General features: G+C 69.2%; 10 protein-coding genes. All 10 read right to left on the bottom strand.

Going from position 1 to position 15,433, the window contains the following annotated elements; translation table 11 throughout:
- The coding region (locus tag ABZX92_RS40925; RefSeq protein ID WP_355570865.1) for an SGNH/GDSL hydrolase family protein at positions 1-1,209 on the bottom strand (1,209 nt) is incomplete at its 3' end.
- Between the two features lie 37 nt (positions 1,210-1,246).
- Positions 1,247-3,238, bottom strand: a complete 1,992-nt coding sequence (locus tag ABZX92_RS40920; RefSeq protein ID WP_355570864.1) for a cellulase family glycosylhydrolase — start codon at positions 3,236-3,238, stop codon at positions 1,247-1,249.
- A gap of 25 nt (positions 3,239-3,263) precedes the next feature.
- Entirely contained in the window at positions 3,264-4,718 is a 1,455-nt protein-coding gene (locus ABZX92_RS40915) for a glycoside hydrolase family 43 protein (protein ID WP_355570863.1), read from the bottom strand.
- Positions 4,715-6,751: an alpha-galactosidase gene (locus ABZX92_RS40910; RefSeq protein WP_355570862.1), complete on the bottom strand. Its 2,037-nt coding sequence runs from the start codon at positions 6,749-6,751 to the stop codon at positions 4,715-4,717. Before ABZX92_RS40910 ends, ABZX92_RS40915 begins: the two co-directional genes overlap by 4 nt.
- Positions 6,748-8,724: a beta-galactosidase gene (locus ABZX92_RS40905; RefSeq protein ID WP_355570861.1), complete on the bottom strand. Its 1,977-nt coding sequence runs from the start codon at positions 8,722-8,724 to the stop codon at positions 6,748-6,750. The genes ABZX92_RS40910 and ABZX92_RS40905 overlap by 4 nt, the downstream gene beginning before the upstream one ends.
- Positions 8,721-10,757 (bottom strand): glycoside hydrolase family 31 protein, encoded by a 2,037-nt coding sequence (locus ABZX92_RS40900; protein ID WP_355570860.1) that lies wholly within the window; start codon positions 10,755-10,757, stop codon positions 8,721-8,723. The genes ABZX92_RS40905 and ABZX92_RS40900 overlap by 4 nt, the downstream gene beginning before the upstream one ends.
- Positions 10,758-10,801: 44 nt before the next feature.
- Entirely contained in the window at positions 10,802-11,833 is a 1,032-nt protein-coding gene (locus tag ABZX92_RS40895; protein ID WP_355570859.1) for a LacI family DNA-binding transcriptional regulator, read from the bottom strand.
- A gap of 4 nt (positions 11,834-11,837) precedes the next feature.
- Positions 11,838-12,809, bottom strand: coding sequence for a carbohydrate ABC transporter permease (locus ABZX92_RS40890; RefSeq protein ID WP_355570858.1), 972 nt, complete (start codon positions 12,807-12,809; stop codon positions 11,838-11,840).
- Positions 12,806-13,753, bottom strand: a complete 948-nt coding sequence (locus ABZX92_RS40885; protein WP_355570857.1) for an ABC transporter permease subunit — start codon at positions 13,751-13,753, stop codon at positions 12,806-12,808. Before ABZX92_RS40885 ends, ABZX92_RS40890 begins: the two co-directional genes overlap by 4 nt.
- Positions 13,750-15,312 carry a hypothetical protein gene (locus tag ABZX92_RS40880; protein ID WP_355570856.1) on the bottom strand — a complete coding sequence of 521 codons (1,563 nt, stop codon included), beginning with the start codon at positions 15,310-15,312 and terminating at the stop codon, positions 13,750-13,752. The genes ABZX92_RS40885 and ABZX92_RS40880 overlap by 4 nt, the downstream gene beginning before the upstream one ends.
- Between the last annotated feature and the right edge of the window lie 121 nt (positions 15,313-15,433).

Genomic DNA, 15,433 nt, shown 5'->3' with positions numbered 1-15,433 from the left:
GGCACGAGGAAGAACCCGTCCGCCGCGTCCTGCAGCACCAGAACGATGATCCGCGACGCGACGGTGTCCGCCGAGCCACCCGGAGATCAACTGGTGGTCGTGCCGCGAGAAGTGCCAGTCGCAGCCGAGGAGGTCGAGAGCCGGGTCGGCGTAGTTCCAGTAGCGCACCTTGGTGTCGCCCCGGGCGGCACGGTCCAGCGCGACCTGCCGCACCGCGTCGGTGAACGTCCCCGACGCCTGCCCGACGCTCACCAGAATCGTTGTGCCGGCGCCGTACCGGGCCCGCAGCTTGTCCAGGAACCCCTGGTAAGCGGACTTGTACGCGGCGACCAGGCTTTGCGCGTCCGGCCACTGCTCGCCGGGCTTGAGCGCGGTGGAGAAGTCGTTGGTGCCCAAGCCCACCACGACCAGCTGCGGATGCCACGTGCCGGGGTTCTGCCAGACGTCGCCGTCGACGTTCAGCAACGCCCGGTCGTAGTAGGTGCGGTAGCTGGTGCCGGGCTCGCCACCGCCGTAGTTGCGCACCATGCCACGGCCGGAGAACGCGTTGATCTGGTAGTCGGCGTTGAGCGCACGGGATGTCAGGGCACCGAAACTGATGTCGGTGTTGGTGTTGCGGTCGACGCCGCCGTTGGTGGAACAGTCGCGTGTCGTCGAGAGGTTGCCGTAGCCCGCCGTCAGCGAGTCGCCGATGAACTCGATCTGCCGGCCGCGCGCCGCGGGCTTTGTGAGGATCGTGCCACCGCTCGCGGCGACGAACCCGTCGAACTCCCCTGCGGCCCACGGACTCTCGGTGCGCTTGACCAGCCGGACACCGTGGCGCGCGTTGCTCAGGTTGGTCACCCAGTAAGTGGTGCGGCCCGGTTTCGAGAGCGTCGCGACGGTCGCGCCGTCTACCTGCACATCGTAGTTGTTCGCAGAGTCGTTGAGCGAGACGCTTACGCCGGTGCCGTGGAAGCGGCCCTCGAAGTAGACGCCGGGCCAGGAGTACTGACCGGACTTCGTGACCCTCCCCGCGGTGTGCGCCTGGGCGAGGACGTCCGGTGCCGAACCCGTGCACGCCGTGCCGTTGAGCGCGAAGCCCTGCCACTCGTTGGTCACCTGGTAGTCGACTTCGCACCCGGCGGCGGCTTGAGCCGCAGGAGCACCGCTGAGCGTGACAGCCGACGTCAGTGCGACCGCGAGGGCTGCCGATGTTGACCTGTGCACCCGTGTTCCTCCTGGTTCTTGTCCGAAATGGACCGGGTCAGGCGGACGCACCGGTGACGGCGCTCCCCGACTTGGTCACCTGGTAGGTCACCTTGGTGCCGCTCCAGTAGTGGAACGTGAGCGTCACCCGCTGGTTGTCCTTGACCGCGCCGAAGAACTCCGGCTTCAGGACGGTCAGGCGGTCGGTGTAGTTGGGCGCGAACGCCACGTCGAACTCCTTGAACGACGTCCACTCCTGCGGGCCGGCGAAGGTGCCGTCGTCGTACTTGGCCTCCATGGTGGCGAGCTGGTCACCGCGGAAGTTCGTCGGGATCTCGAACTTCGCCGTCGTGCCGGTGACGCCGGACAGCACCGGCGGGTCGTAGGTGATCACGTAGAACCGCCACGGCACGCCCTGGGAGAACCGGGCCGTCAGCACTGCGTTGACACCGTAGGTCCGCGAGCCGCTCAGCCTGGTGAGCGCCGAGGCGGTCAGGGTCAGCTGGTCACCGTCGAGCGTGTAGTCGCGGCCACGCGTCAGAGCGATGTTCCCGTTGTACAGACCGGAGAACGACACACCGTTGAGGTTCAGCTTGATCGTCCGCGCCGTGATCGGGCTCGCCTTCGCGGTGAACACCTGGTCGGTGTAGGCCGTCCCGGAACGGGTCGTCCAGCTCGACTTGATCTGGGCGAAGAGCTCCGGGTCCTTCCACTGGAACGTGGTCCGGTCGAAGTGCTGGCCGTTGTCCCACAGCATGGTGGTGATCTTCTTGGCGCGGGCGTAGTTGCCGACGTACTCGAAGAACTTCAGCTTCTCGCCCTGCTCGATCGTGCCCGTGTGCCGGTCGAACCCGAGCAGCCCGTACTCACCGAGGATCACCGGGATGCCCCGCGCGACGAAGCTGTTGTACACGCGGTCGAACGAGTCGGTGTCGTACTGCTGCGCGGTGGCGTCGTAGCGGATGCCGCCCGCCACGTTCGCGCTGAACGGCCAGTAGCCGTAGGAGTGCACGGTCGCGATCAGGTTGGGGTCGTTCAACCCGCGGATCTGCGCCACCAGCGGGTCGACGTACTCCTGGTCGGACGAGGTGTGCAGGGTCGGCAGCACCAGCAGGCGGGTGGCGTTGTTGCCGCCCGACCGGCGCACGACGTCGTGGAACGACGCGTTGAGCTCGGCGTTCAGCGCGATCTCCTGCGGCTTGCCGGTGCTGCCCGCGAACTGCGGCTCGTTCCAGCTCTCGAACGTCAGCTTGGGCCCGAACTCGGCGAAGGCGGTCGTCAGCTGCCTCCAGATGCTGGTGAACTGGCCGAGCACGCGGTCGTGCTCGGCAGGCATCTTCGAGATCCACTGCCACGAGTCGTGGTGAATGTTGACCATCACGTACAGGTCGCGGGCCAACGCCCAGCGCACGACCTCCTTGACGCGGGCGAGATACGCCGCCTCGATCGTGTAGTCAGGGCCCAGGTGCGCGCTCCACGTGACCGGGATGCGGATGCTCTTGAAGCCCTGCGCCTTCACGTTGTCCAGCAAGGCTTCCGTCACGCGCGGGTTGCCCCACGACGTCTCGTCGGGGCCGGTCGAGTCGAGCGTGTTGCCGAGGTTCCACCCCGGCTGCATCGCCGCGGTGGCCTCCATCGCGGTGAGCTGCTTGCCGCCGTGCACGCAGGTCACACCGTTGAGCGAGAACGACAACGGCGCCGTGTTCGCGGCTCCCCAGGTGCCCATGAAGCCGAACTTCACCGTCGCGTTCGACGCGATCTTGGCGTTGTGCCCCGTACCGGTGGCGGTGACCTGGCCGTCGGTCTCGGTGACCTTGGCGTTCCAGGCGTTGCCCGCCTGCTGGCCGGACGGCCACTCCCAGGCCAGCTTCCACCCGTCGACGGCGGCTCCGGTGTTGGTAACGGCGACGTCGGCCTTGAACCCGCCCTCCCACTGGCCGCTCACCGAGTAGTCGACACGACATCCGGCTTCCGCGGCAGCGGCTTCGGTGACGACAGCCGGCACCACGGTCGCAGCCAGAGCCACCACACCGAGCAATGATCGGAACATGAACCCTCACAATCTCCACTGATCGTCAGGAAGCCTGCTGGTAGTCGAACCAGTCGAAGTGGACGGTGCCCGTCGCGGCGTAGACGCCGATGACCCGTCCGGTGAAGCCGCCGGCCACCTCGGTCGAGAGGTACCGGCCGTCGAGGGTCGCGAGCACGGTGAACGTGCCGCCGGGTTCCTCGACGCCGAAGGAGATCGTGTCCGGGCCCGACCGCGAGTCCCGCAGCTCGCGCGCCTCGTCCACCTGGACACCGAGGATCAACGGCCCGGTCGCGACCGCCTGTGACGCCACCACTGTCCACAATGGACCGATGCGGGCGATCACCCGTACCTCGCCGGACGCCACCTCGATCTCGTAGTGGTGTTCTTCGTCGAACCGGACCGCCATGCCTCCACTTCCGTCCGCGGGATCGATCAGCGTGCGAACCCGGCACGACAGATGTTGCTGACGGCGTCCCGCGAACACGACCGCGGGATCATCCACACCGGACCCGCGAGCGTGCAGGGTCAGCCAGCCGGACCGTTCCTTCGTGGTGCAGTGCTGCTCGGAGCGGTCGCGGACCGAGATCCAGCACGGCCGCAGCTCGCTGTCGTCGAAGTCGTCCCGCTCGGTCACCGCGCTGGCGGGGCCGGACGTGAGCTCACCGACGACGGGCCAGCCGTCGACCCAGCTCACCGGGGCGAGGAACGTCTCCCGGCCGAGCACGTGCCAGCCGGGAGTGCCACCACCTGGCCGCACGCCGAGCAGCACCAGCCACCACGACCCGTCCGGTCCCTCCACCAGATCCGCGTGACCGGTGTTCTGGACAGGCTCGTCGGTGCTGCGGTGCGACAGGATCGGGTTGGCCGGACAGGGTTCGAACGGGCCGTCCGGCGCCGGGCCACGGGCGATCGAGACACCGTGGCCGCGTTCGGTGCCGCCCTCGGCGATCAGCAGGTACCAGTGCTCACCGATCCGGTACAGGTGCGGCGCTTCCGGGGCCTTGGCGCCGGGCGTGCCGGACCAGAGCCGCTTCGGCTCACCGAGCGCCTCACCGGTGGCCAGGTCGATCCGGTACTGCGACACCCCCGCGACCGTGCACCAGCAGTTGCCGTCGTCGTCCCAGGCCAGGTCCGGGTCGATGCCGCCGACATCCGGCAACGGGATCGGGTCGGACCACGGCCCGGCCGGATCGGTGGCGGTGAACACCATGTTGCCGCCGCCGTGGCTCACGCTCGTGACGATCAGCCAGAACCGGCCGTCGTGGTGGCGCAACGTCGGCGCGTAGATGCCGGCCGAGGACGGCGTCTCGGCGGTCAGCAGCAGCTGGCTCGTGCGGTCCAGCGCGTTGCCGATCTGCGTCCAGTGCACCAGGTCCCGGCTGTGGAAGATCGGAATGCCGGGGAAGTACTCGAAACTGGAGCACACCAGGTAGTAGTCCTCGCCGACCCGGCACACGCTCGGGTCGGGATGCATTCCCGGGATCACGGGGTTCGTCACCTGGCAGCTCCTCTGGCCGTGAGCCGGAACAGCACGGCGGACGGCGCCCCGGGCAGCGTCACGACGAGTTCGGCGAGGTTCCGCCGCGCGGACGCCGCACTGCCGGCCGGGTAGAGCACCTCAACGTCCACATCGGACAAGCCCGGCAGTGCCACAGTGTCCTCCGCACCGGAACGGCGCCAGACGGTCAGATAAGTGACGGAGGACGTGGACATGGCCAAGGCGATCCACGGGTCGTCCCAGCCGGGCAGGCCGAGCGGCCAGGACGGCACGGCGTGCGGCAGGTCGGCGCGGATCGCCTTGTACACGGCCAAGGCCTCGTGGACGAGCGCACTCGCCTCCGGCCCCAGATCGGCGATCTTTCCGGACAGGTGCACGCGGCCGAGCAGCGCGCTCGCCATGGTGAAGGCGACCTCGTCGAGCGAGTCCTCCGCCTGCGGATAGGCCCAGACCGCGCACTGCTCCGGCGTGATCGCGGCGGGCGCCGACGCCGCGATGGGCGCGTAGCGGTCCAGGTTCTGCTGGTCGCTGGTGGACTGCAGCTGTGTCCGCGACAGCAGCGCGTGGTCGATGCGCATGCCGCCGGAGGCGCAGTTCTCCAGCACCAGGTGCGGATGGCGGTCGAGAACGCCGTCGAGCCAGTCGAGCTGCGCCCGGTTGTGGCCGAGCAGGCCGTCTGCGGGCACTTCGCCGTCACGTGAGCTGGTGCCGGAACCGGGGTTGATGTTGTGGTCGAGTTTCAGGTAACCGACGCCCCACTCCCCCACCAGCCGGTCGACCACCTCGTCCAGGTGCGCGCGAGCGGCCGGGTGCCGCAGGTCGAGGTGGTAGCGGGCGCAGTCGGCGACCCGCACGCCGTCCCTGCGGAAGAACGCCTCCTCCGGCAGGGTGTCCGCCAGCGGGCTGTTGACGCCGATGACCTCGGGCTCCAGCCACAGGCCGGGAACCATCCCGCGTTCCCGGATGCGCGCCAGCACCTCCCGCAGGCCACCGGGGAACCGGGTGCGGGACGGTTGCCACGCACCGACGCTGTCCCACCAGCTCTCGCCGACCTCCGCGTACCAGCCCGCGTCGATGACGAAGTACTCCGCACCCGCACCGGCCGCGGCGTCGATCAACGGCAGCAGCTCGGCCGTGGTGGGATCGCCCATCAGGCAGTTCATGTAGTCGTTGAAGATGACCGGCAGCGCCTCGTGGTCGGGGTGCGGCCGGCGGGTCACGCGGCGGTAGCGGGTCAACGCGGCGAACGCGGCGTCCGGCCCCGCGCTGCAAGCCAGGGAGACGGGCACGGTGCGGAACTCCTCGCCGGGCGCCAGCACCCGGCTCCAGCCGTGGTCGTACTCCTCCGGACCGCACAGCGCCACGTACCCGGCGTTGTCGTGCTCCCCGCACTCCCAGCGCCAGCCACCGCCGTTGTGCTCGATCTGCCACACCCACGTCCGGCCCGTCGTGCGGTCGGTCACCCCGCCCATCGGCAGATGACCACAGCTGGACCAGACTCCTTGTCCCGCAACGGACATCGCACCCTTGTGACGGATGTCGCGATGCCGCCCGCCACGTTCCGGCGTCTTGAGGCGCACGGGTTCGCGGCGCCACCGGCATTCCGCCAGCCAGTCGTTCTCCGCCCACAGCACGTCGGCGTCCTCCGGTGGAGCGAGACCGCCCGCGACGAGCGACGTGACCGACTCCAGGCGCACCGGGGCACTCCCCTCGTTGCGCACGACGACCTCGCCGCGCACCACGGGAATGCCGTCAGGCGAACGGTAGGTCACCTCGACGGCCAGGCCGGACTCCTCGTCGTACAGCTCGACGACCAGCACCTGCCAGTCCTTTTCGGACGGTGTGCGGTGGCCGCGGTACCGGAGCCGCTCGCCGATCGCGGTGTCGATCAGGCGGTTGCTGGACCAGATGCGGCCGTGGTTCGCGGCCGTCACCTCCACCAGCGGCAGCGTGGTGCCGGAGCGGCGCAGCCTGCCCTCGGTGAGGTCGAAGTCCCACGACAGCTCGGCGTGACCCCAGTGGATCGTGGTCACGGCGTTCCTCCCCGCAGCACAGCACATCCGCCGGGTGGCAGTTCCCCGACCGGTCCGCCCGTGATCAGGTCGTGGGCGGTTTCCGGCAGGGACACGGCTTCCGGACGATGGTTGAGCACGATGTGCCAGCGGGCGTCCGGCCCTTCGCGCGTGACCGCTTCGACGCCCGGTGGCAGGCCCGGCAGCACGGGGCCGACGCCGGCGGAGTCCAGCAGCCGTGCGATCAGCGCGCCGTAGTCCGCGTCGTCCAGACGCGTCGACAGGTACCAGCCCTCTCCCGTGCCGTAGCCGTGCCGGGTGAGCGCGGCAGAACCCGCCAGTGGGCCGTGGGTGTAGGCGACGACCGTCTCGGCACCCCGCACCTGCACGGTCTCGCTCCAGACCGTGCCGTGCGAACCGTCCGAGAGCGTGATCCGCTCGTCGCGTCGCAGCGGCCGGTACTCCATGACCCGGATGCCGAGCGCCTCGCGCAACGGCGCGGCCGGACAGCCGCCGAGCCTCGCGTGCAGCCGGTCGTCCACGACGCCGCTGAAGTGCTGCACGAGCAACGTGCCGCCGTTCAGAACGTAGCGGCGCAGGTTCTCCGCTCCGGAGTCGGACAGCAGGTACAACGCCGGGGCGACGACGAACCGGTAGCGGCTCAGCTCCGTTTCCGGGTGCGCGAAGTCCGCGACCACGCCGGCGTCCCACAACGCGCGATGGGCATCACGCAGTGCGGCGTGATAGTCCAAATCGGACGATGGCAGGCCGTCGGAGTTCAACGCCCACCACGCGTCGGAGTCGTGCAACACGGCGACGTGCGCCGTGACGGTCGACCCGGCCAGCTCGGCGAGGCGGGACACGGCCTCGCCCGTCGCCGTCACCTCGGCGAACACGCGGCTGTCCGGCCCGGCGTGCGGAACCATCGCCGAGTGCCACTGCTCGGCACCCGCTTTCGACTGGCGCCACTGGAAGAACAACGCGCCGTCGGAACCGCGCGCGATGTGGCCGAGAGAGTGCCGCAGGATCTCCCCCGGTTCCTTGGCGAGCGTCCGGCCCCGGTCGTAGACGGTGCTGGTGCCCTGTTCCATCAGCAGCCACGGCCGTCCGCCCGCGAACGAGCGGGCGCGGTCGGCGGTGAAGGCGGCTTCCGCGGCCGCGTCCAGGCCGGGCGCGGACGGGTAGAAGTCGATCGCGACCAGGTCGACCTCCCGGCCGAGCGCCCACAGGTCGATGTTCTGGTAGCCGGGCAGCATCATGTTGGTCGTCACCGGACGGTCGCTGTGCGCGCGGATCGCGTCCCGTTGCTCGGAGTAGGCGGCGATCACCTCGTCAGAGCAGAACCGGCTGAAGTCCACCGTGTGGCCTGGGTTGCGGTGCCACTGGGTGGCGCGCGGCGGCAGGATCTGCTCCCAGCTGCCGTACCGCTGGCTCCAGAACGCCGTCCCCCACGAGGAGTTGAGCGCGTCCAGCGAGCCGTACCTCGCCCGCAGCCAGACCCGGAACGCGGCGGCGGTGTGATCGCACCAGCACAACGTCACGTACTCGTTGTGCACGTGCCACAACGCCAACGCCGGGTGGTCGCCGTAGCGTTCCGCGAGCGCAGCGGCGATCCGGCGGGCCGCGGCGCGGTAGGCGGGGGCGCTGATGCAGTAGGTGTCGCGGCTGCCGTGCACCAGCCTGGTGCCGTCCGGGGTGACCGGCATGGCGTCCGGGTGGGCCAGCGTGAACCACGGCGGCGGCGAGGCGGTCGGCGTGGCCAGGTCGACGTGCACCCCGTTGGCGTGCAGGCGATCCAGGTGCGCGTCGAGCCACTCGAAGTCGTAGCAGCCCTCCTCCGGTTCCAGCAACGCCCAGGAGAAGACGCCGACCGTGGCCAGGTTGACCCTGGCCGCGCGCATCAGCTCGTCGTCCTCCTTCCACACCTGCTCGTCCCACTGCTCGGGGTTGTAGTCGCCACCGAAGGCGAGCCCGCCAAGTCGATCGGTGATCACGGTTCCTCCCGCACGGGAAGACGAGCACCGTTGCGCAGGAACAACGGGATGCGCTCGATCGGGGCCGCGACGGTCACCGTCCGGCCGCCTTCGTGCTCCTCGCCCGTCCACGCGTCGGTCCAGCGCGCACCAGCGGGCAGGTAAACCTCACGCTCACGCAGACCGGCCTCGGTGATCGGAGCCACCAGCAGATCGGGACCGAGCAGGAACGCGTCCTCGACATCCCACGCCACTGGGTCAGTGGGGAACTCCAGGAACACCGGACGCATCGGCGGCACACCGGTCTCCGACGTCGTGCGCATCTGCTCCATCACGTACGGGCGCAGGCGTTCCCGCAGCCGCAGGTGGGCGGCGAGGATCTCGTAGGCCTCCTCGCCGTACGACCAGACCTCGTTGGCCAGCCCGGTCATCGCGGGCTCCAGCACCTGCTCGTCGCCGCGGAAACCGTGCAGGCGGAACAACGGGCAGAACGTGCCGTACTGGAACCACCGCACCAGGACCTCGCGATAGGCAGGATCGTCCGGATCGCCGCCGTGGAAGCCGCCGATGTCCGTGGTCCACCAGGGGATACCGGACATCATCACGTTCAGCCCGGCCTTGATCTGGGTGCGCAGCGAAGCGAAGTCCGTGCCGATGTCACCGGACCAGAGCGCGGCACCGTACCGTTGCGCACCTGCCCACGTCGAACGGTTGAGGGAGATGATCTCGGTCTCGCCCGACACGCGCAGTCCGTCGTGGACAGTTCGGGCGTTCTCGCGCGGGTAGAGGTTGCCGACCTCCAGGCCGGGACCGGCGTGGTAGCGCAGGTTGTACTGGTGCCCCGGCTTGAGCTCGGGCTCACCGGCGTCCAGCCAGAAGACCTTGATGCCGAGATCGTGGTACCCACGCCGGATGCGCTCCCACACGAACTCGCGGGCGTCGGGGTTCGTGGCGTCGTAGAAGGCGACCTGGGCGGAGTACGCGCCGAGGCCCTTGTCCGGCCAGTCCGCGTGCGCCATCGGCCCGAACTCCGTGCCGATGAAGAGACCCTGGTCCAGCATCGGGTGGTAGTTCTCGCTCGCCGGGCTCACCGACGGCCAGACCGAGACCATCAGCTTGACGCCCATCTCGTCCAGCTCGCGCACCATGGCCGCGGGGTCGGGCCACTCGGCGGGGTCGAACTTCCACTCGCCGAGATGCGTCCAGTGGAAGAAGTCGCAGACGATCACGGACAACGGCAGCCCGCGCCGCCGGTACTCGCGCGCGACCTCCAGCAGCTCGTCCTGGGTGCGGTAGCGCAGCTTGCACTGCCAGAAACCCGAGGCCCACCCGGGAAGTTCCGGCGCGTGCCCGGTGGCGTCCGCGTACCGGCTCAGCACGTCGGCCGGCTGACCGGCGGTGATCCAGTAGTCGATCTGGCGGGCGCTGTCGGCCACCCAGCGCGTGCCGGTCCCGGCGAGCTCGACCCGGCCGATCGCGGGCGAGTTCCACAGCAGGCCGTAACCGCGGTCGGAGACCAGCAGCGGGATGGTGACCTCGGCGTTGCGCTGCACCAGGTCGATGACCGCGCCCTTCTGGTCCAGCAGGCCGTGCGTGTGCTGGCCGAGGCCGTACAGCCGTTCCCCTTCATAGGCCCGGAAACGCTGCTCCAGCCGATGGTGACCGTTGCCCGTCGGAGTCGCGAGGCGCGGTCCCGGCCACCAGAAGTGGGCGGGCTGTTCGGCGAGCAACTCGGTGCCGTCCTCGGTGCGCAGGAACGTGAGCCTGCCCGCGGACGCCCCGAGCTCCGGAGTGAGCTTTCCTTCGGTGTCGGCGTCGATCCGGACGGTCAGCTTGCCGTTGACGAGCGTCGCGTGGTGCTCGGCGATCTTGATCTCGGCATCGCCGCCGTCCGGTGGCGCGTCGAGCAACGCGCCCGGCAGGTCCTCCAGCAACGGCCCGCCGGGAGTCGCCCTGACCCGGACGGCATCCGGACCCCACGGCTCGACGCGCAGGGTCTCACCCCTGGCCCGCCATTCGAGCGCGGTGCCGAGGTCTCGGAAGTACGTGGGCATGCGGCAGCTCCTCGCGTTGGTCTGCGGTGCGGAATGACTCGGAGTCAGAGCTGGGTGCGCGGCGCGGATCCGGTGCTGTCGCGGACGGTCAGGACCGGCGTGAGCAGGACCCGCTCGTCCTCCGGCCGGTCTCCCGCGCCCGCCTGGGTGATCCGGCGCAGGAGCTGCTCGACGGCCACGCGGCCGAGCTCCTGCGGCGACCCGGTCACCGAGGTGAGCCGGGGCGCGAACTGCTCGGCGAGCTGGGCCTGGCAGAGCGCGACGACCGACGCGTCCTCGGGCACGGTCCGCCCGCTGGAGCGCAGCAACGTGAGCAACGGCCCGATCGCACTCTCGTTCTGCACCACGAACCCGGTGGTCTCCGGCCGGTCCGCGAGGATGCGGGCGAGCGTCCCCGCCGTGCTCTCGTACGTGCCCTCGCACGCCCGGTGCACGAAGCGCAGGCCTCGCTGTTCCGCACGGTCACCGAAACCGGCGACCGTGCGTTCCGCGTAGGCGGCGTGCCGGCTGTAGACACCGGAGCCGTAGCCGATGAACGCGACCTCGCGATGACCGAGATCGGCCAGGTGGTCGGCGCAGAGCGCACCGGCCGTCACGAAGTCGTGGTCCACACAGGACAGTCCGGCCGGATCGTCCGGCAGGCCGATGAGCGCGGCCTGCGTGCCCTGGGACCGCAGCACCGGGATGCGCACGTCGCCCAGCTCGACGTCCATCAGGATGACGCCGTCGGCCAGCCCGCTGGCCACGATCCGGCGCACCCCGTCCGGGCCCTCGTCGTTGGTGATCAGCAGCACGTCGTAACCGTGCTGCCGGGCGGCCATCGTGACCGCGACGGCGATCTCCATCACCACCGGGACGTACACGTCGGTGCGCAGCGGCACCATCAGCGCGACGATGTGCGACCGCCGGGCGGCCAGGGCCCGCGCACCGGCGTTGGGGTGGTAACCGAGCTCCCGCACCGAAACCCGCACCCGGTTCCGGGTCTCCTCGGAGATCGCGCGCTTGCCGCTCAGCACATAGCTCACCGTGCTGGACGACACGCCCGCGTGCCTGGCCACATCGGCAATCGTCACCATGAGATCAACCCTTGATCGCGCCGGTCAGGACACCCGTGCGGAAGTGCTTCTGCACGAACGGATAAACGATGAGCAACGGCACGAGCGTCAGCACCACCACGGCCATCTGCAACGCCAGCGGCGCCGTCTGGGAGAACTGGTCGCCGAACCCGGAGTTGACCGAGCCCGGCATGCCGTTGCCCCGGTTGACATACGTGAAGAGCACGTACTGCAACGGCCACTTCTCGCTGTCCGTCGGCATGTACAACATGACGTTGAAGAACGAGTTCCAGTAGCCGACGCCGTAGAACAACGCCATCACGGCGGTCACCGCGCGAGACGTCGGCAGGACGATGGACCACAGGATCCGCCAGTCCCCCGCACCGTCGATCCTGGCAGCCTCGATCAGGTCCACCGACGTGCTCGAGTAGAACGCTCGCAGGATCAGGATGTTGAACACCGACACCGCGCTCGGCAGGACCAGCGCCCACCACTGGCCGTAGCCGCCGAGCCCGGTGACGACCAGGAACGTCGGGATCAGGCCACCGTTGACGAACATCGTGACGATCAGCAGTGTCAGCAGGAAGCGGTGCCCGAGCGACCCCGGCCTGGACAGCCCGTAGGCGCACATGACCGAGACCGCCATCGACACCAGCGTGCCGATCCCGGTGATGCCGAAGCTCACCAGCAGCGCGCTGCGCACCGTCGAGTCCGCCAGCATCACCCGGTAGGCCTCGAAGGTCAGGCCGTCCGGCCAGATCACCAGACCGCCCGCCCGGTTGATCGCGGCCTGGGTGGACAGGCTGGTCACCACGATGATCCACAACGGCACCAGCATGACCATCAGCACGCCGCCCAGCGTGATGCCCTTCGCGGCGTCTCCGGCGAGGGTCGGTGGCTCCTCCCACGCTGGGCGCGCGTTCTTCCGCTTCGGACGAACCGCTTGGGGCGCAACAGGTCGCGCGCTGCTACCGGCGCGCTGAACGGTGAGTGTCATCGTCGGTACAACCCGTCTTCCCCGAAGGCGTGCGCCAGCTTGTTCGCGCCCCAGATGAGCAACAACGAGATGACGCCCTTGAACAGGCCCGCCGCCGCGCCGTAGCTGTAGTCGTTGGTCGCGATGCCGTAGTAGAACGAGAAGGTGTCCAGCACCTCGGCCGTGTCGTGGCCGACCGCGTTGCGCTGGATCAGGAACTGCTCGAACCCGACCGTCAGCGCGTTGCCCAGGCGCAGCACCAGCATCAGCACGATCACCGCGCGCAGTCCGGGCAGCGTGATGTGCCACAGCCGCCGCCACCGGCCCGCGCCGTCCGCCGCGGCCGCCTCGTAGAGGTCGGTGTTGATGGCGGCGAGCGCGGCCAGGAACACGATGATCCCCCAGCCGGCTTCCTTCCAGATCACCTGGGAGGTGACCAGCAGCGCGAAGGTGTCCGGGTTGGTCATGACGTCCCACGTGCCGATGTCGTTGTTGCGCAGGAAGTGGTTGACCGCGCCGGCACCGCCGAGCATCTGCTGGAAGATCGTGATGGCCAGCACCCACGAGAAGAAGTGCGGCAGGTACACGACTGACTGGATGAAGTTGCGCACCCGTTGGGACAGCACGGAGTTGAGCAGCAACGCCAGTGCGATCGGCACCGGGAAGAACAGGACCAGCTGCACGAAGCTCAGGTACAGCGTGTTGCGCACCGCTCCCCAGAACAGCGGGTCGCTCATCAGCCGCTCGAACTGGTAGAGCCCGGCCCACGGGCTGTTCCAGACCCCGGCCAGCGGGTCGTACTCCTGGAACGCCGTGACGAGCCCGAACAACGGCGCGTAGTTGAACGCCAGCAGCAGAACGACGGCGGGCAGCGTCATCAGGATCAGCGACCGGTCCCGGCGCAGCCTGATCCGCCAGTTCAGCCTCGCCGGCCGCCTGGTGCCCTCCGCTCGCAGCGTGGTCACTGTCCCGTGCCGAACTTCTGCAGGACGTTGTCGTTCATCCACTGGATCAGCCGGTCACCGCCGCCGCTGGACTTCCAGGTCGCGGCGGCGTCCTTCAGGTCCTGGATGGACTTCTTGCCGTGGATGACGTCCTTGAGCGTGTCCTCGACGGGCTGCGCGGCCTCGGCCGTGGCCTGCGCCTGCGGCATGCTGACGTTCATGCCCCAGAACACCGGCTTGGAGAGCGCTTTCACGTTCGCGGCCTGCCAGGCGGTGATGTCCTTGGCGACATTCGGCGCGGACGGGCTGCTGATGGCGGCGGAGGGGGCGGCGAGGAACGGGTAGGTCTGCGCCTGGACCTCCTTCTTGCCCGCCTCGGTGTGCGTCGGCACGCCTGCGTCCATGGTGAAGTGGGTGCCCTCGACGCCGTAGTTGACCATCGTGTACTCGGCGGAACCGTACGGCGCCGCGAGGTAGTTGGCGACGGCCAGCAGCTCCTCGATCTGCCCGGGCTTCAGATTGACGTTGAGGTAGCTGATGATGTCGGTGGCCGAACCCATGTCGACGCGGGGCGCGCTCTTGCCGTCCGCGGCGAAGAAGTTGAGGGCCCCGCGGCGGTAGTTCGGGTTCGCGGCCTGGCCGGACTGGTGGTCGGCGAGGTTCCACGCGCCGGTCCCGCCACCTTCGATGAGCGTCTTGCCGGCGTAGAACCGGGTGTTGCCGGAGTTGTCGCCCGCCAGGGCGTCGGGGTGGATGTACCCGGCGACCGCGAGCTTGCGGTGCCAGTCGGCCGCGTCCAGGAACTCCTGCGTCTCGAACAGGTGGACGAGCTTTCCGTTGTCCACCTTCCACTTCAGCGGTGCGCCGAACGCGGTGTAGACGTAGCGGTAGATGTCGTCGAAGGCCCAGACGCCCGCCTTGGCGTCGGTGAGCTCCTTGCCGAGGTTCACCAGGTCGTCGGCGGACTTGATCTGGTCGGCCGTGATGCCCTTGGCATCCAGGACGTCACGCCGGTAGAAGATGCAACCGGCGATCTTGAACCCGGTCGAGAACGACGGGATCCCGTACAGCTTGTCGCCCCAGGCACCGGCACGCCACGCGGCGGTGGGCAGCGCCGCGAGGTTCGGGTACTTCTTGATGTTGTCGCCGGAAATGTAGGGCGTGAGGTCGGCGAGCTGGTTGCCGGCCAGGCCGCCGGTGTTGAAGGAGGGGTTCCACCAGGCCGGCAGGTTGATCCAGTCGGGCAGCTTCTTCGCCGCGGTCATCGTCGGAATGATCGTGTTGTAGTTGTTGCCGTCCGCGGGCTTCATCTCCAGCTCGACGCCCAAGGCCTTGTTCATGGCCTGGTAGAAGCTGTTGTCGGCCGGAGGGACGGTCCCCCACAGCGGCGTGACCGCGGAGTACTTGCCGCCCTTGCCCGGCACGCCGGACACGGTGGCGATCCGGTTGGCCGGGTAGCTGAGGAAGCCCGGTTCCGTCAGCACGTCGGCGCCGCCCGCCACGGAGGGGATGTCCGGCTTGATCGACGTGTTCGGCACGTAGGCCGGCAGCACGGCCTTGAGACCGGCATCGGAGTTCACCCCGGCCCGCTGGGCCCCGCCTCCGCCGCACGCGGACAACAGCGGTCCCATCGCGACCAGTCCCGCGGCTGCGCGACGAGCACGACGTCGAGCCCGGTGACCCGGTGGCGGTGCTGCTGCC

The organism is Lentzea sp. NPDC006480 (genome assembly GCF_040611995.1).
Taxonomy (GTDB): Bacteria; Actinomycetota; Actinomycetes; order Mycobacteriales; family Pseudonocardiaceae; genus Lentzea.
This window is presented reverse-complemented; position numbering and strand designations above follow the sequence as displayed.